This window comes from Caulobacter sp. RHG1 (assembly GCF_013181195.1).
Taxonomy (GTDB): Bacteria; Pseudomonadota; Alphaproteobacteria; order Caulobacterales; family Caulobacteraceae; genus Caulobacter.
Genome location: NZ_SMZP01000002.1, coordinates 561,430 through 584,307, shown reverse-complemented (window position 1 = coordinate 584,307; position 22,878 = coordinate 561,430). Strand labels below are relative to the sequence as shown.

Below are 22,878 nucleotides of genomic sequence, written 5' to 3'. Positions count from 1 at the left end.
GACTTCGAAATCAGGCGCTTTCCGCCATCTCGACCAGGGAGGGATAGACCGCGGCGCCGTCGCACAGCTTTTCGTAGAGCGCGACATATCGACGGGCCATCGCCTCGGACGAGAACCTTGTGTCGAAACGCCGACGTACGAGGTTTCGATCCAGGCTGGCGGCGCGAATGATCGCCTCGGCCGCCTGGTCGTCATTGTCGACGATGAAGCCGGTGACGCCGTCGTCGATGACCTCTGGCACGGAGCCGCAGCGATAGGCGATGACGGGCGTGCCGCAGGCCATGGCCTCGATCATCACCAGGCCAAAGGGCTCGGGCCAGTCGATCGGGAACAGCAGCGCTTCGGCCCCGCCCAGGAAGGCGGATTTCTCGTGGTCGCCGATCTCGCCGATGAACTCGATCAGCGGCTCGCCCAACATCATGGGCTCGATCTTGTCCTCGAAATAAGCCCGGTCGGCGGGGTCGACCTTGGCGGCGATCTTGAGTTTCTTGCCCAGGCGCTTGGCGAGCATGATCGCGCGGTCGGGGCGCTTTTCGGGCGAGATGCGGCCCAGGAACGCCAGGTAGCCGTCGCTCTTCTCCGAGAAGGCGTAGAGGTCGGAATTCATGCCGTGATGCACCGTGCCGGCCCAGTTGGCGAAGGGCAGGGGGCGGCGCTGGTCGTCGCTGATCGAGACCAGCGGGAACTGCGGCCAGCGCTTGTAGACGGCGGGCAGGTCCTTCAGGTCCAGGCGGCCGTGCAGGGTGGTCAGGGTGCGGTCAGCCCGGTCGGCGAAGAACGGGAACTGCACCATGTCGGTGTGAAAGTGGACGACGTCGAACTGATCGGCCAGGGCGCGGACTTCGGCGATCTGCGCCAGGTGAGCGGCCAGATCGGACTTCAGCGGGGCCGGATCCAGACGGATGGCCTGGTCGCGGACGCTGATCAGTTTCGCCTTGGTCTGAGCTTCGGCGCTGGCGAACAGCGTGACCTCATGGCCAAGGTCGACGAGAGCGTCGGTGAGGTGGGCGACGACGCGTTCAGTGCCGCCATACAGGCGCGGCGGAACAGCCTCGTAAAGAGGGGTGACCTGGGCGATCTTCATCGAGCGGACCTTGAAACGGGAACTGAGGCGCGGTGTTGCGCCGCCTCAGATCAGCACCGTCCAAGGTGTTTGGTTCCGCTTCGTGCCCTTTTATCGCCGTGATTACGATTGAGTGCGTCGCGCAAGTTGTTCCTCGCGTTCCTTCTGCTGTCGAAGGTCGCGTTTCTTGCGCCGATAGCGGCCGTAAATCTTGCGCACGACGGTGTCGATACGCGGCAGGAAGTAGATCACCACAAGGGCGACGAGCGCCCCGGCGATAACAAGTTTCGCGTCAAGCATGGCAATTCCCCACGAAGCCGTACTGTTCGGACTTCCTCCCCATCGCCGGACGCGCCGCCGATGGCTGCTTATTTACCATAGGGCGAGTTTGATCAATCGGAGTTACGTGACAATGGCCGTCACTACTTCTGATGATCGTCCTTTGGTCTCTTTAGCCATGCGTTCGTAAGTCGATGACGCTTTTAAGGCCTTCCTCCGCCCATTGTCGGGGGAGCTTGGCCTCCGATCGCATTGCGTTCGGACCGGGCGCGGACCTATAAGCCTGCTCGAAAGTCCAGTTCCTTCGAGGGATTCCATGAGCACCGACTTCGCCGCCGCGCGGCTGAACATGGTCGAGAGCCAGATTCGCACCGCCGACGTCACCGACCTGCCGCTGCAGGACGCGTTGCGAGTGGTGGCGCGTGAGAGCGTCGTTCCGGCCTCGAAGGCCTATCTGGCCTATGCCGACGCCGACATTGAATATGCGCCGGGTCGTTGGCTGCTGCGTCCGCGCGAAGTGGGCAAGCTGCTGCAGACCCTCAAGCCTCGCGAAGGCGAGAAGGCCCTGGCCATCGCCGCGCCGTATGCCGCCGCCGTGCTGGAAGCCATGGGCGTGGCCGTGACCCGCGTCGACGGCGACGACCTGAAGTCCGTTCCGGCCGGCAGCTACGACGTCATCATCTGCGAAGGCGCCGTCGCCGTGGCCCCGCAGGCCTGGCAGGACGCCCTGGCCGCCGGTGGTCGCCTGGGCGTGATCGAGCGCACCGGTCCGGTGGGCCGCGCCGCCATCTATCTCCGCGCCGAGGACGGCGTGGGCCGCCGCCAGGCGTTCGACGCCTCGCCGCCGCTGCTGGCGGGCTTCGAGGTTGAACCGGGCTTCAGCTTCTAAAGAGCGGTTGTCGCGCGGGTTCGCGTGACGAAAGCTTAATTGGCAACCACTGGCGGTTCGACTTACACGCGATAATATTGCTGTGGGCGCGACGGGGTCGCGTGATTGGGGATAGTATCTAGATGTCGAACCGTCGACGGGCCGGGTTGCTGGCCGCTTGCAGCGTCAGCCTGATGGCCGGCGCGTTTTTCGTCGTCCCTGTCGCTCAGGCCGAGACGCTGGCCGACGCCGTCGCGCTCGCCTACCAGACCAACCCGACGCTGCAGCAACAACGCGCCGTTCAGCGCGCCACGGACGAAAGCGTGGTCCGCGCCAAGGCCGGCTTCCGCCCGACGGTGAACGTCCAGGGTAGCATCACCAACTCCCGCACGGACTTGGCGGTGCCCACCACGACCGTCGTTGGCGGCGTGCTGGTCAACGGCACCGACGTCAACAAGGTCGGAAGCAGCAGCGCCCAGGTCCAGCTGTCGCAGCCGCTGTTCACGGGGGGGCAAGCCACCGCCAACCTGTCGGCCGCCGAGGCCGACGTGCTGGCTGGCCGCGAAGACCTGCGCCGGGTCGAGCAGGGCGTGCTGGCCAATGTGGTCACGTCCTATGTCGACGTGCGCCGCAACCAGGAAACTCTGCGGATCGCCAATGAGAACGTCGCGGTCCTGACCCGCCAACTGGACGAATCGAACGCCCGCTTCGAAGTCGGCGAAATCACCCGCACCGACGTCGCCCAGTCGCAAGCGCGCCTGGCCGCCGCCAAGGCCAGCCAGTCCTCGGCCCAGGCCAATCTGGCCGTCGCCCGCGCCACGTACGCCCAGATCGTCGGCCAGAACCCGACCGACCTGACGCCCGAGCCGTCGCTGGTGGAGGTGCTGCCGGCCTCGGTCGAGCAGGCCTTCGAGGCCGCCGAGGGCAGCAATCCCGCCGTGCTGGCCGCGCGCTACGCCGAGCAGGCCGCCACCGCCCGCGTCGCCCTGGCCAAGTCGGCCTATCTGCCGACGCTGTCGGCCGGCGCCAGCCTTGGCTACGACGCCGCCGAGGTGAACGGCAATCGTGATCAGTTCGGCCAGTACAACCGCCAGATCGCTGGCCAGCTGACCGCCCGCGTGCCGCTGTTCACCGGTGGCTTGAACGCCTCGAACGTCCGCGCCGCTCGCGAGCGCGAGAATGCCGCCCGCATCGCCGTCGACGGCGCCAAGCGTCAGGTCATCCAGCAGGTTTCGGCCGCCTGGAGCACCCTGCTGGCCACCCGCGCCAATCTGGTCTCCAACGAGGAGCAGGTGCGGGCCAGCCGCATCGCCTTCGAGGGCGTACGCCAAGAGCAGCAGGTCGGCCTGCGCACCACACTGGACGTGCTGAACGCCCAGCTGGAGCTGGCCAATGCCGAATTGGCCCTGGTCGGCGCCCGTCGCGACGAATACGTAGCCTCCGCCTCGCTGCTTCAGGCGATGGGCCAGCTGGACGTCGCCAAGCTGGCGACCGGCACGACCGCCTACGATCCCAAGGCCTCGTACGACCGCGTCACACACAAGGGTTGGGTGCCGTGGGAGCCGGTGGTCGAGACGATCGACAAGCTGGGCACCCCGTCGACCAAGCCGCAAGTCGCCGCGAAATAAGGGTTTCGCCGCGTCGATTCAGCCCATGTCGCAGACTTGCGCTTGCTTAAGCCGCGCAAGTCTGCACCATCGGGGCTGAGCGTTCTTCAAGGACGCACCAGGATTCGTATCCCTTTACGACGGCCCCGCACATGTCCGATCAGAGCTCCCAAGAACCGACCATGGAGGAAATTCTCGCCTCCATTCGACGCATCATCTCGGAGGATGACGCGCCGGCGGAGCCTGCGGCTGAAGCCGCGCCGCCTCCGCCGCCGGAACCGGAGCCCGTCTACGAAGAGCCCGAGGACGATATCCTCGAGCTGACCGACCCGATCGCGCCCGAGCCGGAGCCTGAGCCCCTGGCCACCGTCGGCGACATCGACGTCTATTCGCCGCCGGAGCCCGAGCCGGCGCCCGTCTACACGCCGCCGACCCCGGCCGCTCCGCCGATCTTCGATCGCGATCAGGTCGCCGAGACCCTGGTCGGCACGACGGCCGCCTCGGCCGCCGCCAGCGCTTTTGGCAGCCTGAGCTCGGCTCTGCTGATGCCCAAGGACGCTCGCACCCTGGAAGACGTCGTACGCGAGCTGCTGCGCCCACTGCTGAAAGAGTGGCTGGACCAGAACCTGCCGCGCATCGTCGAGACCAAGGTCGAGGAAGAAGTGCAACGGATCGCCCGCGGCCGCGGCGTCTAAGCGCTCTCCAGAGCCGAGAAATCAAGGCGGTCGCTTCGGCGGCCGCCTTTTTCGTTTCAAAATTACCTCAGAAAACCAAGGCCCGCCGGTTTCCCGTCGGGGCCGCAGATGGCATATCCGCACCGCCATGCTCGATAAAACCTTCGATCCCAAATCCGTCGAACCCCGCCTGTACGCCGCCTGGGAGGCCTCCGGGGCCTTCAAGCCCAGCGAGGATCCGAACGCCGAGCCGTTCGTCATCGTGATCCCGCCGCCGAACGTGACGGGCAGCCTGCACATCGGCCACGCGCTGAACAACACGCTGCAGGACGTGCTGACCCGCTTCCACCGCATGCGCGGCAAGGCCGCCCTGTGGCTGCCGGGCACCGACCACGCCGGCATCGCCACTCAGATGGTTGTCGAGCGCCAGCTGGCCGCCGCCGGCAACATCGGCCGTCGCGACCTTGGCCGTGAGGCCTTCGTCGACAAGGTCTGGGAATGGAAGGCCGAGAGCGGCGGGACCATCACCAACCAGCTGCGCCGCCTCGGCGCGTCGTGCGACTGGTCGCGTGAACGCTTCACCCTGGACGAGGGCCTGTCGGCCGCCGTCCGCAAGGTGTTCGTCCAGCTCTACAAGCAGAACCTGCTTTATCGCGACAAGCGCCTGGTCAACTGGGACCCGCAGTTCCAGACCGCCATCTCCGACCTCGAGGTCGAGCAGAAGGAGGTCGACGGCGCCTATTGGCACTTCGCCTATCCGCTGGCCGACGGCGTCACCTACCAGCACCCGATCGCCTTCGACGACGAGGGCAAGGCTGTCGAGTTCGAGACCCGCGACTACATCGTCGTGGCCACGACCCGTCCCGAGACCATGCTGGGCGACACCGGCGTTGCGGTCCATCCGGACGACGAGCGTTACAAGGGCCTGGTCGGCAAGTTCGTGACCCTGCCGATCGTCGGCCGTCGCATTCCGATCGTCGCCGACGACTATGCCGACCCGACCAAGGGCTCGGGCGCGGTGAAGATCACCCCGGCCCACGACTTCAACGACTTCGGCGTCGGCAAGCGCGCCGGTCTGGAAGCGATCAACATCCTGACGCCGGAAGCCAAGCTGAACGACAGCGTCCCGGCCGAGTATGTCGGCAAGGACCGCTTCGTCGCGCGCAAGGAGATCGTCGCCCGCGCCGAGGAAGAGGGCTGGCTGAAGGAGATCGAGAAGACCAAGCACATGGTCCCGCACGGCGACCGTTCGGGCGTGGTCATCGAGCCTTTCCTGACTGACCAGTGGTACGTCGACGCCAAGACCCTGGCCCAGCCGGCCCTGAAGGCCGTCGAGACCGGTGAGACGGTCTTCGAGCCGCGTCACTGGGAAAAGACCTACTTCGAATGGCTGCGCAACATCGAGCCGTGGTGCGTCTCGCGCCAGCTGTGGTGGGGTCACCGCATCCCGGCCTGGTTCGGTCCTGACGGCGCGATCTTCGTCGAGGAGACCGAGGAAGAGGCCTATGCCGCCGCCCGCGCCCAGTTCGGCGCCGACGTCGTCCTGAACCGCGACGAGGACGTTCTGGACACCTGGTTCAGCTCGGCCCTGTGGCCGTTCTCGACCCTGGGCTGGCCGGAAAAGACCGCCGACGTCGCCAAGTTCTACCCGACCAGCACCCTGGTCACGGGCTTCGACATCATTTTCTTCTGGGTCGCCCGGATGATGATGATGGGCATCCACTTCATGGGTGAGGCCCCGTTCAAGCAGGTGTTCATCAACGCCCTCGTCCGTGACGAGAAGGGCGCCAAGATGAGCAAGTCCAAGGGCAACGTGATGGATCCGCTGATCCTGATCGACGAACTGGGCTGCGACGCGGTGCGCTTCACCATGACGGCGATGTCGGGCCAGGCGCGGGACATCAAGCTGTCGAAGCAGCGCATCGAAGGCTATCGCAACTTCGGCACCAAGCTGTGGAACGCCTCGCGCTTCGCCCAGATGAACGAGTGCGTCCGCGTCGAGGGCTTCGATCCCGCGACCGTGCAGCAGCCGATCAACAAGTGGATCCGCGGCGAGACGGTCAAGACCGTGGCCGAGGTCACCAAGGCCCTGGAAGCCCCGGCGTTCGACGAGGCCGCCGGCGCGCTGTACCGCTTCGTCTGGAACGTGTTCTGCGACTGGTATCTGGAACTGGCCAAGCCGATCCTGAACGGCGAGGACGAAGCCGCCAAGGCCGAGACCCGGGCCACCGCCGCCTGGGCGTTGGACGTGATCCTGAAGCTGCTGCACCCGGTGATGCCGTTCATCACCGAGGAGCTGTGGGACAAGACCGCCGAGTTCGGCCCGGCCCGCGACACCATGCTGATCAAGGCCGAGTGGCCCGAGCTGCCGGCTGAGTGGATCGACGCCGAAGCCGAGGCCGAGATCGGCTGGCTGGTCGGCACGGTCGGCGAAATCCGCTCGATCCGCGCCGAGATGAACGTGCCGCCGTCGGCCAAGCCGGGCTTGAGCGTCGTCGGCGCCGGCGCGGAGACCAAGGCTCGCCTGGTCCGTCACCGCGACCTGCTGCTGACCCTGGCGCGCCTGGACAGCGTGAGCGAGGCCGAGGCTGCCCCGACCGGCTCGGTGCCTATCGTGATGGGCGAGGCGACCGGCGCCCTGGCCATCGCCGACTTCATCGACCTGGCGGCCGAAAAGGCCCGCCTGACCAAGGAAATCGCCGGCCACGTCGGCGAGATCGAGAAGACCAACAAGAAGCTCGGCAACCCCGACTTCCTGGCCCGCGCCAAGGAAGAGGTCATCGAGGAAAACCGCGAACGCCTGGCGGACGCGGAAGCCGCAAAGGCGAAGCTGGAGGCGGCGCTCGGGCGGTTGGCGGCAGTGGGCTAACTATCCTCGTCATCCCGGGCCTTGTGCCCGGGATGACGGTTTATTTGGCGTACACTGCGTCCCGCAGTTCCCAGGTCACCCGCCCGTTCATTCCCTCGAACGCCGTGTTCGACATCAGCACCACGGTCAGCTTGTTCACCGGGTCCACGAACCAGTTGTGGCCGTACACCCCGCCCCAGGCCAGGGTCCCGACGCCCTGGGGCGTCCCGGCAACCGCCGGATCGTCCAGCACCGCCCAGCCATAGCCGAAGCCCCAGCCGGGGCCCTGTGTGCCGGCCTGGACGCCGATCTGGTCCTTCATCATCTCCGCGACCGTCGCCGGCTTCAGCATCGCCCCTCCGCCCTTGCGGATGGTCTCCAGGAAGCTCAGCACGTCGCCGGCCGAGCCGACCATGCCCGCGCCGCCGGACGGAAACTCCTCGGCGTGCAGGGCGCGGCTGGGGGCGAAGCGGACGAAGGTCGGGCCGATCGGGACGTCCTGGTTGTCGCGAATGCGCGTCGGCTCCGGCTGGGCGTTGGCGTAGGGCGTGGCCAGGCGCTCTGGATCGGTCGCCACGAAGCCTGTGTCCTCCAGGCCCAGCGGCGTCGTCACCGTCTCGGCCACCACCTGGGGCAGGGGCTTGCCGGTCGCCTTCTCGATCACCGCGCCCAGGACGTCGATGGCGACGGAGTAGCGCCAGCGCGAGCCAGGCTCGAACGCCAACGGGGCCTGGCCGATGCGGCGGACGTTCTCGGCCAGGCTGATGCCCGACAGGTCGATGCCGTCCGAGACGCCTAGCGTGTGATACGGGTGCGACGGTCCCTCGGCGAGGCCATAGGTCAGGCCGGCCGTGTGGGTCAGGAGCTGGCGGAGGGTGATGACCAGCGTCGTCCCGTCGGCCAGCTTCGGCTTGAAGTCGGGCAGGTAAGTGGTGACCGGGGCGTCCAGCCTGATCTTGCCCTGTTCGACCAGCCGCATCAGGGCGGCGCTGACGAAGGGCTTGGTCACCGACGAGAAGCGGAATACGGCCTCCTCGGTCATCGGCTGGCTGGCCTCGCGATCGGCCAGGCCCGCGGCGCGATGATAGGCCAGCTGTCCGTCGCGGGCGACCAGCACGACCACACCGACCAGTCGCTGTTCGGCGATGGCGCGGTCCAGCACGGCGTCGATCCGCGCGGCCAGGGCGGCGTCGGGCGCCTCGGCCAGGACGGCGGCCTGCGGGGCGGCCAGCACGAGGGCAGGGGTGGCGAACGCCAGGCCGGCGGCCAGGGCCAGCGGTTTCATCCAGGTGCGCATGATGCGTTCTCCGCTTCGGGACATGACCAAGGTTTAACTGGGCCGTCGTGCCTGTCACTGGTTCTCTCGCCCCCGTCGATGGCGGGAGCGTGACGATGACGGGCAAGCTGGTTCTGGGACTGTTGATGCTGGGTGTCGCGGTTGGCGCCGCTCAGGCCGCCGAGGACCCCGTTGCGCGGGCCGACGCTATCGTTCGCCGCGCCATGACCGAGCAGCACATCCCCGGTCTGCAGATCGCTGTGGTCAAGGACGGCAAGATCGTCATGTCCCGCGCCTACGGCGTCGGCGATGTTGCCAAACAGACCCCGGTGACGCCGGGTACGGTGTTCCCGATCAACTCGATCACCAAGGCCTTCACCGGCGTAGCGGCGATGCGCGAGGTCGAGGCCGGGCGCCTGGACCTGTCCAAGCCCATCGGGACCTATGTCGCGGAGCTGCCGGAGGCCTGGCGCGGCATCGAGGTTCGCCGCCTGTTGAGTCACAATTCCGGCCTGCCGGACTTCAAGGACGACGACGGGGACAGCAGCGCGGCCTGGACCGCGACCCTGGCCAAGCCGATCCGCTTCCAGCCCGGCGAGCGGTTCGACTACAACCAGACCAACTACGCCCTCGTGCAGATGGCCATCAACGGCCTGCGTCAGCGGCCGCGCGACGCGACCCTGGCCGGCGAGCAGTTCGCCATCGCCGGCATGAGCCACAGCGGCTTTGGCGACACCCGCGACAAAGATCCTAACCGGGTGACCTCCTACGGCTATCGCCAGGCGACGCCCGACCAGCCCAACGTGCGGACCGAGATCTTCTCAGCCCTGCACCGCGCCGCGGCCGGCATGAACAGCACCGCCAACGACATGGCCAAGTTCCTGATCGCCCTGCAGGACGGCAAGCTGATGAAGCCCGCCACCCAGGCGGCCATGTGGACGCCGGTCGCCTTCAACGACGGCAAGAAGGGGCAATGGGGTCTGGGCTGGCTGGTCCTGGAGCGTCCGGGACGCCGAGTCGTCGGCATGACCGGCGGCAGCCGTTCGGCCATGTACCTCTATCCCGACGACAAGGTCGGGGTAGTGATCCTGACCAATCTGGCCGGCTCGACGCCTGAGGACCTGGTCGACGAGATCGCCCAGGGCTTCATCCCCGGCATGACCCTGAGCGGCGTGCCGGCCCTGCGCGCGGCGCTGACCGGGCAGGAAGGCGGTGACCCGGCCGCCGTGGTCGCCAAGTTCCGCGCCGCTAATCCCGGCTTCAAGCCCGACGAGCACGAGCTGAACGACTGGGGCTACCGCCTGATGGGGTTCGGCAAGCCACGGTCTGGCCTGGCGGTCCTGAAGCTGACAGCTGAGCTTTATCCCGCCAGCGGCAACGCCTTCGACAGCCTGGGCGAGGCCTATGCCGCCAACGGCGACAAGGCCGCGGCGATCGCTGCATATCGCAAGTCTCTGGCGCTGGATCCGGCCAACAAGAACGCCACGACCTGGCTGGAGAAGCTCGAAAAATCACCAGGCTGACCTTGTAACTTATCAATGTTCCCCTAGCGTCAAACGGATGTTTGCATCCGGATTGCGGCTGTGCTCTCTGGTCGTCGAACGCGCTCGATCAAACAGGGCGCGACACACCGGGAGAGTAAGCATGACCCAGGCCGCCCAGAAGCCGACTCCGTGGCCGGCGATGTCCGTCCAGCAGGCCTATGCCATGATCACCGCGCCGGGAACGGCGGGTGAGATGGAAGAGATCGAGATCCGCGGCGTGAAGACCCGGACCTGGAAGAACGCTCCGCCGACCCTGCGCGACACCCTCGTGGCCGGCCGCGCCCACGGTGAGAAGATCTTCCTGGTGCACGAGGACGAGCGGGTCAGCTTCGAGGCCTTCTACCGCGCCGTGACCCACATGGCCGCCGAGCTGGAATCGGCCGGCGTGCAGAAGGGCGACCGCGTCGCCATCGTCATGCGCAACCTGCCCGAATGGCCCGTGGCGCTCTATGCCGGCCTGTCGCTGGGCGCGATCGTAACGCCGCTGAACGCCTGGTGGACCGGGCCGGAACTGGAATACGGCCTGACCGATTCCGGCGCCAAGGTCGCCATCGTCGACGTCGAGCGCTTCGAACGCCTGGCCGAGCACCTGAATCACTGCCCGGCGCTGGAGCGGGTCTATGTCAGCCGCTCCAAGGAAGAGATCGCCCATCCCTATGTGAAGCGCCTGGAGACCGCCATCGGCTGTCCCAACGACTGGGCCAAGCTGGAAGAGAAGCCGCTGCCGGCCGTGGCGATCGCTTCGGACGACGACGCGACGATCTTCTACACCTCGGGCACGACGGGTAAGCCCAAGGGCGCGATCGGCACCCATCGCAACGTCAACAGCAACATCTTCGCCGCCGCCGCGGCTGGCGCGCGCAGCTTCCTGCGTCGCGGCGAGGCCCCGCCCGAGCCCGATCCCAACGGCCCCCAGCGCGGCTCGCTGATCTCGGTGCCGTTCTTCCACGCCACCGGCTGCTTCGCGGTGCTTAACCCGTCGCTGTTCGGCGGCGCCAAGATCGCCATGATCCGCAAGTGGGATCCGGACAAGGCGATGCAGCTGATCCAGGACGAGCGCCTGACGCAGATGGGCGGCGTGCCGACCATCGCTTGGCAGATCATCGAGCATCCTAACCGCGAGAAGTACGACCTGTCCTCGATCGAGGCCGTGGCCTATGGCGGCGCGCCCTCGGCGCCGGAACTGGTGCGCAAGATCAAGGAGATCTGGCCCAAGTCCTCGCCCGGCAATGGCTGGGGCATGACCGAGACCTCGGCGACGGCGACGTCCAACTCGGCCGAGGATTACGAGAACCGTCCCGACAGCTGCGGCCCCGCCGTGCCTGTCACCGACCTGAAGATCATGACGGTCGAAGCCCCGTACCGCGAGCTGCCGATCGGCGAGGTCGGGGAGCTGTGGTGCCGGGGCCCGCAGGTCGTGCGCGGCTACTGGAACAAGCCCGAGGCCAGCGCCGACACCTTCGTCGACGGCTGGGTGCGCACCGGCGACCTGGCGCGCCTGGACGCCGAGGGCTTCTGCTTCATCATCGACCGCGCCAAGGACATGCTGATCCGCGGCGGCGAAAACATCTACTGCATCGAGGTCGAGAACTGCCTCTACGACCACCCGGCGGTGATGGACGCGGCCCTGGTCGGTATCCCGCACAAGACCCTGGGCGAGGAGCCGGCGGCGGTCGTGACGCTCAAGCCCGGCGCCGAGGCGACCGAGGCCGAGCTGCGCGCCTTCGTCGCCGACCGCCTGGCCGCGTTCAAGGTGCCGGTGAAGGTGGTGTTCTGGCATGAGACCTTGCCGCGCAACGCCAACGGGAAGATCATGAAGAACGAACTCAAGAAGGTGTTCGAGGCGGGCTGAGCCCGCCAAGGAGGCGGCGATGGTTCAATCCAAGGCGGCGAGCGTGGACGACTTCATGGAGGAGGTCGCGCCCGAGCGCCGCCCGGCCCTGGACCGACTGCGAGGCCTCTGCCTGGAGCGCTTTGGCGAAGGCAGCGAGCTGATGGCCTTCGGCATGCCGGCCTATGGCCCGCCCAAGCTGCCGTGGATCGCCTTCAACAGCCAGAAGCAGCACATCGCCTTCTATGTCGGCGAGAGCGCCATGGACGCCTTTCCCGAGCGCCTGCAAGGCGTCGATCACGGCAAGGGCTGCGTCCGCTGGCGCAAGCCCGAGACCATGGACTTCGACCTGATCGCCGACATGCTGGATCACGTGAAGACCAGGACGCAGGGCGGCGGCTAGCCGCCCCGCACTTGAAGGTTACGCGCTGACCGGCGGCTTGCGGTGCGCCCAGGGTTGCGCCTCTTCCAGCTGATAGGCCAGCTGGAACAGCAGGGCCTCGCCGCCCGCGCGGCCGGCGATTTGGACGCCCACCGGCAGTCCATCGGCCGTCCAATGCAGTGGCACGCTCATGGCCGGGGCGCCGGCGACGTTCTGCACCGGGGTGTAGCCGACATAGGCCATCAGACGGGCCTGCAGCTCTTCGAACGAAACCCAGCCGGCGACATAGCCCAGCTCGACCGGCGGCTTGCCCAGCACCGGTGACAGGATGACGTCGTACTTCGTCAGCCAGGCGTCGTAGCCGGCGATCGACGCATTCAAGCGTTGCAGCGCAGCGGGCAGGGCGCCTTGCGGCAGGCTGTGCACCAGTTCGGCCATGCCCAGGCTGAACGGTTCCAGCACCGTGGCGTCGGGCTTGCGGCCGATGGCCTTTCCGATGCCGGCGACCAGCTCGGCCGCGCCGCTCGCCCACAGGGCGGTGAAGTCCTGGCCGAACTGCGCGCCGTCCATCGGCCAGCTCGTAGGCTCGACCTTGTGGCCCAGGCTTTCCAGCAGCTTGGCGGCGTTGTTGACGGCGGTCTGCACCTGTGGATCGGGCGCCAGACCAGTACCGGTGTTCATCACCAGGCCGACCTTCAGCTTCTTCTTCAGCGGCGCAGAGACAACGCCGATCGGCTTGAACGGCGCGTTCGTCCCGGTCTGTTCGCTGGCGGCGAACATGGCGGCCGAGTCGCGGACGCTGTGGGTCAGCACGTGCGATACAGACAGGTCGATGCCGCGGCTGCTGGGCCGGTTGGGGATCATCCGGCCGCGCGAAGGCTTCAGGCCGAACAGCCCGCAATTGGCGGCTGGGATGCGGATCGAGCCGCCGCCGTCGCTGGCGTGGGCGATCGAAACCATGCCCGAGGCTACGCCCGCGCCCGCGCCGCCGGACGAGCCGCCCGACGAGTGCTTGACGTTCCACGGGTTGCGGGTGGGCAGGAAGCCCATCGGCTCGGTGGTCGGGAGGAAGCCGTACTCCGGTGTCGTGGACTTGCCCAGGGTGACGAAGCCGGCCGCGTCGAAGGCGTCGATATAGGCCGTCTGCTCGGTCTCGGGCTTGGCGCCCAGGCTGGCGCGGGTGCCGTAGCGCGTGGGCAGGCCCTTGTAGGGGTCCAGGTCCTTGACCAGGAACGGCACGCCGGCGAACGGGCCCGTGAGGCCTCCAGCCTTGGCCTTGTCCAGCGCCCGCTCGTAGTCGGACGTCACGATGGCCTGGACCTGAGGCTGAAGCACCTCGATGCGCTGGATGGCCTGCTCGACCAGTTCGGCGGCGCTGACCTCCTTGCGGCGGATGCGGCCGGCCAGCTCGGTGGCGTCGGGCGTCCAAGGCTGAGGCCCGGTCTTGGGCTTGGCCCAGGCGGAGGGCGCGGCCGCGATCGCGGCGGAGGCGGCCATCAGGCCACGGCGACTGAAACGCATGGAAGTCCTCCCAAAGCCGGCGTCTTGTGCGCCGGTGATCAACGTTCAGTTGACCCCGAAGAGACCTTGGCCGCAACCCCGTGCTAAAGCCCGTTTCCCAGTTTCGAGGAGGCCGCGTGGCCAGGAAGCGTATCGATCAGCTGCTCGTCGAGCGTGGCGTCTTCGACAGTCGCGCCAAGGCCCGCGCGGCGGTGGAGGCCGGCCGCGTCGCAGTGGCCGGCAAGGTGGTCGCCAAACCGTCCGAGGCTGTCGAGGAGGACGCTCAGATCGTCGCCGAGGCGGCCCACCCGTGGGTCGGGCGCGGAGCGCTGAAGCTGGTCCATGCTTTGGACCTGTGGCCGGTTGCGGTCGAGGGGCGCGTGGCGGTCGATGTCGGCGCTTCGACTGGAGGCTTCACCGAGGTGATGCTGTCGCGCGGCGCGGCCCGGGTGTTCGCCGTCGATGTCGGGCGCGACCAACTGCACGCCAAGCTGAGGGCCGAACCGCGCGTGACCGACCTGTCGGGCGTCGACGCCCGATCGCTGGACGAGGGTCTGATCCCGATGCGTCCGCAATTGGTGGTCAGCGACGTCAGCTTCATCTCGCTGACCAAGGCGCTGCCGGCGGCCCTGGGCTTGGCGGAAGCGGGCGCGGACCTCGTGGCGCTGATCAAGCCGCAGTTCGAGGCCGGCCGTGAGCATGTCGGCAAGGGCGGGCTGGTGAAGGATCCAGAGACCATCGCCCGCGTGGAACGCGAGATCGTCGACTTCCTGGAAGCGTCCGGCTGGTCGGTGAAGGGCCTGGCGCAGAGCCCGATCACCGGCGGCGACGGGCAGGTCGAACAGCTGGTCTGGGCGCAAAAGAAATCGGCCGCTCCATAGGAGCGGCCGATCGTCTACCACAAGGTGCTTGGAAGCTTAGTCGACGACTTGATACTTGCCCTGGGCGTCCGGGCAGACGCGCACGAAGCGCTTCTGGGTGCGGCCGTCCGGCAGGTAGATCGGGCTCTCGGCCAGAGTGCAGCCGTTGACGTCGGCCTGGCCGCTGCGGTTGTCGACGCGGTAGCTGTCCTGACGCTCGTAGCTGCGCTCGTAATAGCCGTCGCGGCCGGCGTTGTCATACGAACCCTGACGGTAGTAGGGCTCCTGATAGCTGCCGCCGTAGCCGCCGTTATAAGCCGCCGGCGGCGGGGGAGGCGGCGGCGGAGCCGTGTAGCCGCCCGGGGCGCAGGCGGCCGAGCTCTTGCCGGCCATCGAACCGACCACGGCGCCCAGGACGCCGCCCAAGATCGCGCCGTCGGTGCGGTGACCGCGGGCGGCGATGCCGCTGCCGACCGCCGCGCCAATGCCGGCGCCGGCCAGACCGCCGCCCGTGGTGCGGTTGGTCGTCGAGCGCTGGCAGGGATCGTAGTAATAGCCCTGATTGTCGTAGGCGCCGCCGTAGCTGGAGCCGCTATAACGGGTCGTGCCATACGACTGGGCCGAAGCCAGGGTCGGGGCCAGGAGGCCGCAAACGAGGGCGGCGGTGACGCCCAGAACGGTCTTCATCTTGGAGGTCCTGCTCTTGGAAGCGTTCGTGTTCATGAGAGAGCTTGTCTTTTCAAGGGGCGGCCTTTTTGTGACCGCCACGCCCATCCGTTGATCTAGGTATGCGCCGGCCAAGATGAACGATGGCTGACAGGTTTCTTCACCGAACAGAAAAACGTCCGGGACACGCGCTCAAGCCCCGATTTTGGGGTATGGACCGCAGATGCAAGAACTGACGATCAACGCCATCGGCGCCCAGGGCGACGGTCTGGCGCGCCTTTCCGACGGCAAGCCGGCCTTCGTGCCCCTGACCCTGCCGGGCGAAACCGTGCTGGCCCGCATGGACGGCGCGCGCGGCGAGCTAGCCGAGATCCTTCAAGGCAGCGCCGATCGCATCGATCCGGCCTGTCGCCACTTCGGCGTCTGCGGCGGCTGCGCCTTCCAGCACTGGGCCGCCGAGCCCTATCGCGCCTGGAAGGCCGATCAGGTCCGCGTGCAGCTCTCCATGGAAGGCCTGGAGACCGAGATCCTGGCCCCGTTCGCCGCCCCGCCGGCTTCGCGTCGCCGCGTCGCGCTGCACGCCCGCAAGATCAAAGGGGGCGCGCAGCTTGGCTTCAAGGAGCGCCGCTCCTGGAATCTCGTGCCGATCGCCGAGTGCCCGGTCACCGACCCGCGCATCGTGGCGGCCCTGCCGGCCCTGGCGCGCCTGGCCGAGCCGTTCCTGGAGCATCCCAAGTCGGCCCCGACGCTGCACGTCACCCTGACCGCCACCGGCCTGGACATCGACGTCACTGGCGTTGAGCGTAAAAGTGGAGGCCTGTCGGCCGACGCCCGCATGCGCGCGGCCATGGCGGCCAGCGAGGGCGACTTCGCCCGCGTCACCATGGCGGGCGAGACCGTCTATGGCGCGCGCCAACCGCTGGTGAAGCTGGGTCAGGCCGTCGTCGCCCTGCCGCCGGGCAGCTTCCTGCAGGCCGTGCCGGCCGCAGAGCGGGCCATGGTCGCCTTTGCCGTCGCCGAAGCCCAGGGCGCGGCCCGGATCGCCGACCTCTATTGCGGCGTCGGCACCTTCACCTTCCCCCTGGCCGAAGTCGGCGCCGTTCACGCCGCCGAGATGAACGCGCCCTCGATCGCCGCGCTCAAGGCCGCCATGGGCGCAACACCGGGCCTCAAGCCGATCCACGCGGAGGCTCGCGACCTGGTCAAACGTCCGGTGCTGAGCACCGAGTTGGCCAAGACCGACGTGGTGGTCATCGATCCGCCGCGCGCCGGGGCCGCCGAGCAGACAGTCGAGATCGCCAAGTCCAAGGTCGCCAAGGTCGTCAGCGTCTCGTGCAATCCGGCGACCTTCGCCAAGGACGCCCGCGCCCTGGTCGAGGCGGGTTTCCGGCTGGAGAAGGTGCTGCCCGTGGACCAGTTCGTCTGGTCGCCCCATATTGAAGTCGTCGGAGTGTTCACGCGCTGAGGGCCTGAATGGACGAGCGACGGTCGAGAGGCGCTTTCGCGATCGACGCCGCGGGGCAGCGCGCCAAGGCGATGGTCAAGGCCGCCTGGTGGACCGCTGCCGGCGGTCTGGCGCGTTCGATGACGAGGCCGACCGAAGGCAAGCAGGCTCAGCGCTTCAAGCCCAGCGCATCGCCCCCATCCAAGACCGCGCTGCGCCGCGCCTATCTGGAGGCGTTCGAGAAGGATGCTCGCGACGTCGCCGCCGGTCTTTATCCCGCCGTCGAGGACGGACCGATCCGTCCCTCGGCCGCCCTGCGCGAGGCCGCCGATTTCATCGCCGACGCCTTCGCGGTCGACCAACGTCGCCGCCGGGGTGACGGCGTCGAGGTGCGCGACACGGTCAATAGTCAAGCTTACCCAAGCTATTACCGGCAAAACTTCCACTATCAGTCGGGGGGCTGGTTCACCGACGAAAGCGCCCGCCGCTATGACGCCCAAGTCGAGGCTCTGTTCTCGGGGACGGCCGGTGCGATGCGCCGTCGCGGCCTGTCGCTGCTGGCGAAGCATTGGCGCGGGCGAGACCAGCGGAACGCGAAAATCCTTGATGTCGCCTGCGGTTCGGGCGCGTTCCTCAAGGACCTGAAGACGGCGTTCCCGCGTGCCGCGATCGCTGGCCTGGACCTATCCGAAGCCTATCTCGCCGAGGCCCGCAAACGCACCGGCGCAGGCCGGATCAAGGCCAATGCCGAAGCTCTGCCTTTCGCGGATTCGTCTTTGGACGCGGCAGCTTGCGTCTACCTCTTCCACGAACTGCCGCCGCGCGTGCGGCCCGTCGTGGCGGCCAGCCTGGCGCGGGTGCTGAAGCCCGGCGGCGTGCTGGTCTTCGTCGACTCCGTCCAGCCGGCCGATACCCCGGACCTGGCCCGGTTGATCGAGGCCTTTCCGGTCTATTTCCACGAGCCCTATTACGGGACCTACGCCCAGACCGATCTCGTCGCCCTGTTCGCCGAGGCCGGCCTGCGCCTGGTCGCCGAAGATCGCGCCTTCCTGACCAAGGCCTTGCTGCTGGAGAAACCCGTCGGCTAAGCAAGGGTCTTGGGAGGGGCTTTTGCAGCAAGACGCAAGACGGTTCGAGGCGCTGGACGGGCTGCGCGGCGTCGCGGCGTTCGCGGTGCTGCTGTACCACGTCGGCAGCTGGACCGGCCGTCATGGCCTGGTCGCCCACGGATACCTGGCCGTCGACTTCTTCTTCTGCCTCTCCGGTTTCGTGCTAGCCCACGCCTATGGCCGCAAGCCGATCGGCTGGCTGGCCTTCATGAAGGCGCGGCTGATCCGGCTTTGGCCGCTGATCGCTCTGACCATGCTGCTGGGCGCGACCGTGATCATCGAGCACCGCGAGCGCGTGCCGGGCTGGCTGGGCCTGGGCCTGTTGATGATCCCGCGCCTGTCGGTCAGCGAGGACGGCTTTGCGCCGCTTTTCCCTTTGAATCCGCCGGCCTGGTCGCTGTTCTTCGAGCTGGCGGTCGGCGCGGCCTGGTTCCCGATCCGCCGCCTGGGCGTGCTGGGCCACGTGCTGATCCTGGTGCTGCTGACGCCGGTGATGCTGTACGTCTGCCACGGCATGGGCGGGGTGCTGACCGGCTGGGACCGGGGCACCTTTGTCATCAGCTTCCTGCGAACGATCTTCGCCTTCCTGCTGGGCTGGGGCGTCTATCGGATGCAGGGCTTCGTGACGTGGACCCTGCCGGTCTGGCTGCTGGCGGCGGTGTCGGCGGCGGTGTTCTGCGTCCCGTGGACGCCGATGAACTGGCTCTACGACTTTGTCTGCGTCAGCGTGGTTTTCCCGTTGATCGTGCTGGCGGGACGGCGCGATCCGGAAGGGCTGGGCGGAGCTGCCTGCCGGGTCTCGGGTGCGATCTCGTATCCGCTCTACGTCCTGCACTGGCTGGGCTGGGAGCTGTTGCTGCGCGCCTTCCGGGCTCTGGGTGGGACAGGCTATCCGATCGGCTTCGCCCTGGTCGCCGTGCCGCTGATCCTGGCCGGTGCCTGGGCGGTGCTGAAGCTCTACGACGAGCCGGTTCGCCGCCGCCTGTGGGCGCTCTAAAAAATCCTCGGCGCGTTGTCGGAAGCCTGCATAGTCGGCCGTCCTTTGACCGAACGAGGAAGCCGATGCACTACGCCATTCTTTGCTACAACTACGAGGACGTCGTCTGCGCCTGGTCCAAGGACGAGGACGATGCGGTCATGGAAAAGCTGGCCGTTGTCCACGAGAAGCTGGCCCAGGACGGCCGGCTGGGGCCTGTCGTCCGCCTGATGCCGACCACGGCCGCCACGACCCTGCGCAAGGACCGCGACCCGCCGCTGGTGCTGGACGGTCCGTTCGCCGAGACCAAAGAACAGCTGCTGGGCTTCTACATCGTCGATTGCGAGTCGCTGGACGACGCCCTGACCGTCGCCAAGGACCTGGGCAAGGCCAATCCCGGCGGTTCCTACGAAATCCGGCCGATCGCGCTGTTCAACCCGGGGCCCGCGGGGTCATGACCGACCTGGGTTGGATCGAAGGGGCGATCACCGCCTCGCGACCACAGGCCATGGCGGCGCTGCTGCGCTATTTCCGCGACCTGGACACCGCCGAGGAAGCCTTCCAGGACGCCTGCCTGCGCGCCCTGAAAGCCTGGCCGAGGAACGGTCCGCCCCGCGATCCGACCGCCTGGCTGATCATGGTCGGCCGCAACGCCGCCATCGACGCCGTCCGCAAGTCCAGCCGCACCACGGCGCTGCCGCCTGAGGAACTGCTGTCCGATCTCGAAGACGCCGAGGCTGGCGCCGCCGAGCGGCTGGACAATTCGCATTATCGCGACGACGTCCTGCGGCTGCTGTTCATCTGCTGCCACCCGGACCTGCCGGCTACCCAGCAGGTGGCCCTGGCCCTGCGGATCGTCTCGGGGTTGTCGGTGCGCGAGATCGCCCGCGCCTTCCTGGTCACCGAGGCGGCGATGGAGCAGCGGATCACCCGCGCCAAGGCCCGCATCGGGGCCGGCGACGCGGCGTTCGAAGCCCCGGGGCCGATCGAGCGCTCGCAGCGCTTCGCGGCCGTGGCGGCGATGATCTATCTGGTCTTCAACGAGGGCTATTCCGCCAGTGGCCACGCGCACGAGGCCAAGGGCGGTCTGTGCGACGAGGCCATCCGTCTGGCGCGGCTGCTGCTGCGACTGTTTCCGGCCGAGCCGGAGATGATGGGGCTGACGGCGCTGCTGCTGCTCCAGCACGCGCGCTCGGACGCTCGTTTCACCGCCGAAGGGGCTGCAGTCCTGCTGGAGGATCAGGACCGAAGCCTCTGGAATCGCAAGATGATCGGGGAGGGGCTGGCCCTGATCGACAAGGCGATGCTCAAGCGCAATCCGGGGCCGTATCTGATCCAGGCCGCCATCGCCGCCCTGCACGCTCGCGCGGCCCAGGCCGCCGAGACCGACTGGCCCGGCATCGACGCGCTCTACGCCACGCTGGAGATCATGCAGCCTTCGCCGGTGATCACCCTGAACCGGGCGGTGGCGGTGTCGAAGGTGCGCGGCCCCGAAGCGGCGCTGGCCATGATCGAGCCGCTGGGCGCGCGGCTGGACGGATACTTCCACTTCCACGGCGCGCGGGGCGCGTTCCTGCTGCAGGCTGGCCGCAAGGGCGAGGCGCGCGAGGCCTTCGACCGCGCCATCGCCCTGGCCAACACCGCCGCCGAAGCCGCCAATATCCGCCAGTACCTGGATCGCGTCACCGCCGAGGCGGAAAAATCGGCGAGCTGATGTCGGATCGCGACGGGCCGGCGCGTCCTTGTCTCGAACCATGCAAGGGAGAGTTTCGTGGCTGTCGACACTTCGGACCTGGGCGGCGTCATCGCCTACATCAACCTGGAGGGCGCGGCGGAGGCTTCTGCTCTCTACCAGAAGGCCTTCGGCGCGACCGAGCGCGTGCGCATGCCCTACAAGGAAGGCGATGACCGCCTGATCCACTGTCACCTGGAGATCAACGGCGGTCACGTGATGGTCAGCGATTTCTTCCCCGAGCACGGCTTCGATCCGGTCAAGCCGCAGGGCTATACGCTGCACTTGCAGGTCTCGGACGTCGACGCCGCCTGGGCCCGCGCCGTCGAGGCTGGGCTAGAGGTGATCAAGCCGGTGGAGCTGATGTTCTGGGGCGATCGCTACGGGATCCTGAAGGACCGCTTTGGCGTCAGCTGGTCGCTCGCAACCACGCCGAAAGCTTGAATATAACAAGACGCTAGGGGAGAGAGCTCATGTTCAAGATCGTCATCGCCGGGATCGCGCTGGTCGTCGTCGCCGTGCTGGTTTTTGCGGCGACCAGGCCAAACACCTTCGTGGTCAGGCGCTCCGCGGTGATCAACGCGCCGCCGGAAAAGCTGATCGCCATGGTCGAGGACTTCCACCAATGGCGGGCCTGGTCGCCGTGGGAAAAGATGGAGCCCGACATGGCGCGGACCTACGAAGGTCCCGCGCGCGGCGTTGGCGCGGCCTACGCCTGGACCGGCAAGAAGGTCGGGGCTGGCCGGATGGAAATCCTCAAGGTCGCTCCGTCGCGTGAGGTCGAGATCCGCCTCGATTTCCTCAAGCCGTTCAAGGCGACCAACACCGCTCGCTTCACGTTCGAGCCGGAAGGTGCGGCCACGCGGGTCACCTGGAGCATGGAGGGCGGCGTGCCCTACATCTCCAAGCTGATGGGCCTGGTGTTCGACATGGACAAGATGATCGGCAAGGACTTCGACGCGGGCCTGGCCAACTTGAAAGCCCAGGCCGAGAAGCAGGGTTGACGGCCTTTCGTTAGTTCTTGTTATGTTCTAATTTCTCGGCCATGGTGCGAGCCATGGCCGAGGCAGCAAAACTAGGACCGGTCCCTCGCGGCCGTGGGGCGAAGTCCAACCGGACTGGACGCTTCGAGTCGCAGGTCAACGAGGCTTTCGACGACGGCTGGGGTGAGGACGAAGAGCCCAAACAGCTGAAGACCGAGCTGCAGCCGATGAAATCGCGGACGATCATCGCCCGCAACCAAAGCCCGGACATCGGCTTCGACCGCTCGATCAACCCCTATCGTGGGTGCAGCCACGGCTGCATCTACTGCTACGCCCGGCCGGCCCACGCCTATCTGGGCCTGTCGCCGGGCCTGGATTTCGAGAGCAAGATCTTCTTCAAACCGCACGCGGGCGAGTTGCTGACGCGGGAGCTGTCCAAGCCTGCTTACAAGCCGGCGACGATCCATATCGGCGGCGACACCGATCCCTACCAGCCCGACGAGAAGCAGCTGCGCGTGACCCGCCAGGTGATCGAGGTCCTGGAGCGCTGTGGTCACCCCTTCACGATCATCACCAAGTCGGCGCTGATCCTGCGCGATCTCGACATCTACGCTCGGCTGGCGGCGCGGGGACTGACGCGGGTGGCGATCTCGATCACGACGCTGGATCGCCACCTGGCGCGCAGCATGGAGCCGCGCGCGGCCACGCCCGGCAAGCGGATCGAGGCCGTGCGGCGGCTGACCGAGGCCGGCGTGCCGGTGACGGTGATGTTCGCGCCCGCGATCCCCGGCCTCAACGATCATGAGGTCGAGGGCGTACTGGAGGCCGCCGCCAAGGCCGGGGCGCGCGGGGCCGGCTATGTCGCTCTGCGGTTGCCGCGCGAGATCGCCCAGCTGTTCGAGGAGTGGCTGCAGACCGACCATCCCGACCGGGCGCGGCGGGTGATGTCGCTGGTCAGGCAGATCCGTCATGGCGAAAACTACAACGCCAGCTTTGGCGAGCGGATGACCGGCGACGGTCCCGTGGCCGAGGTGCTGCGCCAACGCTTCCAGCTGGCGGTGAAGAAGTTCGGTTTGGACCAGCCCTGGACGGCGTTGGACGCGAGCCAGTTCGTGCCGCCGAGGACGCCCAGCCAGCAGATGGATCTGTTCGGGTAGGGCAGAACGCCGAGCCCGTATACCTGGCGAAAGCCGGGGCCCAGATGGAAGCTCTCTGGGGGGGGCAGTCGCTCTGAGT

General features: G+C 67.6%; 21 protein-coding genes. 16 read left to right on the top strand and 5 right to left on the bottom strand.

Annotated elements, in window-relative coordinates; translation table 11 throughout:
- Positions 1–10: 10 nt before the first annotated feature.
- Together E1H18_RS06510 and E1H18_RS06505 are read right to left on the bottom strand one after the other, a co-directional pair.
- Positions 11–1,084 (bottom strand): glycosyltransferase family 4 protein, encoded by a 1,074-nt coding sequence (locus E1H18_RS06510; protein ID WP_172265000.1) that lies wholly within the window; start codon positions 1,082–1,084, stop codon positions 11–13.
- Between the two features lie 102 nt (positions 1,085–1,186).
- A complete protein-coding gene (locus tag E1H18_RS06505) occupies positions 1,187–1,363 on the bottom strand; it encodes a hypothetical protein (protein ID WP_172264997.1) in 177 nt (58 codons plus the stop codon).
- A gap of 295 nt (positions 1,364–1,658) precedes the next feature.
- On the opposite strand from E1H18_RS06505, the gene E1H18_RS06500 reads away from it, so the two are divergent.
- From E1H18_RS06500 to E1H18_RS06485, 4 genes are all read left to right on the top strand, one after another.
- Positions 1,659–2,231 (top strand): protein-L-isoaspartate O-methyltransferase, encoded by a 573-nt coding sequence (locus E1H18_RS06500; protein ID WP_172264994.1) that lies wholly within the window; start codon positions 1,659–1,661, stop codon positions 2,229–2,231.
- Positions 2,232–2,353: 122 nt separating this feature from the next.
- Entirely contained in the window at positions 2,354–3,838 is a 1,485-nt protein-coding gene (locus E1H18_RS06495) for a TolC family outer membrane protein (protein ID WP_172264991.1), read from the top strand.
- Positions 3,839–3,969: 131 nt separating this feature from the next.
- Positions 3,970–4,512, top strand: coding sequence for a DUF2497 domain-containing protein (locus E1H18_RS06490; RefSeq protein ID WP_172264988.1), 543 nt, complete (start codon positions 3,970–3,972; stop codon positions 4,510–4,512).
- Positions 4,513–4,639: 127 nt separating this feature from the next.
- Positions 4,640–7,360, top strand: coding sequence for a valine--tRNA ligase (locus E1H18_RS06485; RefSeq protein WP_172264985.1), 2,721 nt, complete (start codon positions 4,640–4,642; stop codon positions 7,358–7,360).
- Positions 7,361–7,400: 40 nt separating this feature from the next.
- On the opposite strand, the gene E1H18_RS06480 is transcribed toward E1H18_RS06485, so the two are convergent.
- Entirely contained in the window at positions 7,401–8,636 is a 1,236-nt protein-coding gene (locus E1H18_RS06480; protein WP_172264982.1) for a serine hydrolase, read from the bottom strand.
- Between the two features lie 95 nt (positions 8,637–8,731).
- On the opposite strand from E1H18_RS06480, the gene E1H18_RS06475 reads away from it, so the two are divergent.
- From E1H18_RS06475 to E1H18_RS06465, 3 genes are all read left to right on the top strand, one after another.
- Positions 8,732–10,138, top strand: a complete 1,407-nt coding sequence (locus tag E1H18_RS06475) for a serine hydrolase domain-containing protein (RefSeq protein WP_241735908.1) — start codon at positions 8,732–8,734, stop codon at positions 10,136–10,138.
- A 121-nt stretch (positions 10,139–10,259) separates the two neighbouring features.
- Positions 10,260–12,011, top strand: coding sequence for a class I adenylate-forming enzyme family protein (locus tag E1H18_RS06470; protein WP_172264979.1), 1,752 nt, complete (start codon positions 10,260–10,262; stop codon positions 12,009–12,011).
- Positions 12,012–12,030: 19 nt separating this feature from the next.
- Positions 12,031–12,393, top strand: coding sequence for an iron chaperone (locus E1H18_RS06465; RefSeq protein ID WP_172264976.1), 363 nt, complete (start codon positions 12,031–12,033; stop codon positions 12,391–12,393).
- Positions 12,394–12,411: 18 nt separating this feature from the next.
- Here E1H18_RS06465 and E1H18_RS06460 read toward each other — a convergent pair whose 3' ends face one another.
- Positions 12,412–13,893 (bottom strand): amidase, encoded by a 1,482-nt coding sequence (locus E1H18_RS06460; protein ID WP_172264973.1) that lies wholly within the window; start codon positions 13,891–13,893, stop codon positions 12,412–12,414.
- 116 nt (positions 13,894–14,009) lie between these two features.
- Here E1H18_RS06460 and E1H18_RS06455 point away from each other — a divergent pair, with 116 nt between their 5' ends.
- Positions 14,010–14,753 carry a TlyA family rRNA (cytidine-2'-O)-methyltransferase gene (locus E1H18_RS06455; RefSeq protein ID WP_172264970.1) on the top strand — a complete coding sequence of 248 codons (744 nt, stop codon included), beginning with the start codon at positions 14,010–14,012 and terminating at the stop codon, positions 14,751–14,753.
- A 36-nt stretch (positions 14,754–14,789) separates the two neighbouring features.
- Here E1H18_RS06455 and E1H18_RS06450 read toward each other — a convergent pair whose 3' ends face one another.
- Positions 14,790–15,455 (bottom strand): hypothetical protein, encoded by a 666-nt coding sequence (locus E1H18_RS06450; RefSeq protein ID WP_172264967.1) that lies wholly within the window; start codon positions 15,453–15,455, stop codon positions 14,790–14,792.
- A 166-nt stretch (positions 15,456–15,621) separates the two neighbouring features.
- Between E1H18_RS06450 and E1H18_RS06445 the strand changes: the two genes are divergently transcribed.
- From E1H18_RS06445 to E1H18_RS06410, 8 genes are all read left to right on the top strand, one after another.
- On the top strand, positions 15,622–16,863 hold the full coding sequence (locus tag E1H18_RS06445; protein ID WP_172264964.1) for a class I SAM-dependent RNA methyltransferase: 1,242 nt from the start codon (positions 15,622–15,624) through the stop codon (positions 16,861–16,863).
- An 8-nt stretch (positions 16,864–16,871) separates the two neighbouring features.
- The gene (locus tag E1H18_RS06440; RefSeq protein WP_172264961.1) at positions 16,872–17,930 is read left to right on the top strand and encodes a class I SAM-dependent methyltransferase; all 1,059 of its coding nucleotides are present in this window, start codon (positions 16,872–16,874) and stop codon (positions 17,928–17,930) included.
- A gap of 22 nt (positions 17,931–17,952) precedes the next feature.
- Complete coding sequence (locus tag E1H18_RS06435) at positions 17,953–18,948, top strand: acyltransferase (protein ID WP_172264958.1); 996 nt, start codon at positions 17,953–17,955, stop codon at positions 18,946–18,948.
- A gap of 65 nt (positions 18,949–19,013) precedes the next feature.
- Positions 19,014–19,385 (top strand): YciI family protein, encoded by a 372-nt coding sequence (locus tag E1H18_RS06430; RefSeq protein ID WP_172264955.1) that lies wholly within the window; start codon positions 19,014–19,016, stop codon positions 19,383–19,385.
- Positions 19,382–20,641 (top strand): RNA polymerase sigma factor, encoded by a 1,260-nt coding sequence (locus E1H18_RS06425; RefSeq protein ID WP_172264952.1) that lies wholly within the window; start codon positions 19,382–19,384, stop codon positions 20,639–20,641. Before E1H18_RS06430 ends, E1H18_RS06425 begins: the two co-directional genes overlap by 4 nt.
- Positions 20,642–20,698: 57 nt before the next feature.
- Positions 20,699–21,103, top strand: a complete 405-nt coding sequence (locus E1H18_RS06420) for a VOC family protein (protein WP_172264949.1) — start codon at positions 20,699–20,701, stop codon at positions 21,101–21,103.
- A 29-nt stretch (positions 21,104–21,132) separates the two neighbouring features.
- Entirely contained in the window at positions 21,133–21,663 is a 531-nt protein-coding gene (locus E1H18_RS06415) for an SRPBCC family protein (protein WP_172264946.1), read from the top strand.
- Between the two features lie 53 nt (positions 21,664–21,716).
- Complete coding sequence (locus E1H18_RS06410) at positions 21,717–22,799, top strand: PA0069 family radical SAM protein (RefSeq protein WP_172264943.1); 1,083 nt, start codon at positions 21,717–21,719, stop codon at positions 22,797–22,799.
- The last annotated feature ends 79 nt before the right edge of the window (positions 22,800–22,878 follow it).

Coding starts and splice junctions, on each gene's coding strand:
- E1H18_RS06510 (WP_172265000.1), bottom strand. CDS start 1,084: ATGAAGATCGCCCAGGTCACCCCTCTTTACGAGGCTGTTCCGCCGCGC.
- E1H18_RS06505 (WP_172264997.1), bottom strand. CDS start 1,363: ATGCTTGACGCGAAACTTGTTATCGCCGGGGCGCTCGTCGCCCTTGTG.
- E1H18_RS06500 (WP_172264994.1), top strand. CDS start 1,659: ATGAGCACCGACTTCGCCGCCGCGCGGCTGAACATGGTCGAGAGCCAG.
- E1H18_RS06495 (WP_172264991.1), top strand. CDS start 2,354: ATGTCGAACCGTCGACGGGCCGGGTTGCTGGCCGCTTGCAGCGTCAGC.
- E1H18_RS06490 (WP_172264988.1), top strand. CDS start 3,970: ATGTCCGATCAGAGCTCCCAAGAACCGACCATGGAGGAAATTCTCGCC.
- E1H18_RS06485 (WP_172264985.1), top strand. CDS start 4,640: ATGCTCGATAAAACCTTCGATCCCAAATCCGTCGAACCCCGCCTGTAC.
- E1H18_RS06480 (WP_172264982.1), bottom strand. CDS start 8,636: ATGCGCACCTGGATGAAACCGCTGGCCCTGGCCGCCGGCCTGGCGTTC.
- E1H18_RS06475 (WP_241735908.1), top strand. CDS start 8,732: ATGACGGGCAAGCTGGTTCTGGGACTGTTGATGCTGGGTGTCGCGGTT.
- E1H18_RS06470 (WP_172264979.1), top strand. CDS start 10,260: ATGACCCAGGCCGCCCAGAAGCCGACTCCGTGGCCGGCGATGTCCGTC.
- E1H18_RS06465 (WP_172264976.1), top strand. CDS start 12,031: ATGGTTCAATCCAAGGCGGCGAGCGTGGACGACTTCATGGAGGAGGTC.
- E1H18_RS06460 (WP_172264973.1), bottom strand. CDS start 13,893: ATGCGTTTCAGTCGCCGTGGCCTGATGGCCGCCTCCGCCGCGATCGCG.
- E1H18_RS06450 (WP_172264967.1), bottom strand. CDS start 15,455: ATGAACACGAACGCTTCCAAGAGCAGGACCTCCAAGATGAAGACCGTT.
- E1H18_RS06445 (WP_172264964.1), top strand. CDS start 15,622: ATGCAAGAACTGACGATCAACGCCATCGGCGCCCAGGGCGACGGTCTG.
- E1H18_RS06440 (WP_172264961.1), top strand. CDS start 16,872: ATGGACGAGCGACGGTCGAGAGGCGCTTTCGCGATCGACGCCGCGGGG.
- E1H18_RS06430 (WP_172264955.1), top strand. CDS start 19,014: ATGCACTACGCCATTCTTTGCTACAACTACGAGGACGTCGTCTGCGCC.
- E1H18_RS06425 (WP_172264952.1), top strand. CDS start 19,382: ATGACCGACCTGGGTTGGATCGAAGGGGCGATCACCGCCTCGCGACCA.
- E1H18_RS06415 (WP_172264946.1), top strand. CDS start 21,133: ATGTTCAAGATCGTCATCGCCGGGATCGCGCTGGTCGTCGTCGCCGTG.
- E1H18_RS06410 (WP_172264943.1), top strand. CDS start 21,717: ATGGCCGAGGCAGCAAAACTAGGACCGGTCCCTCGCGGCCGTGGGGCG.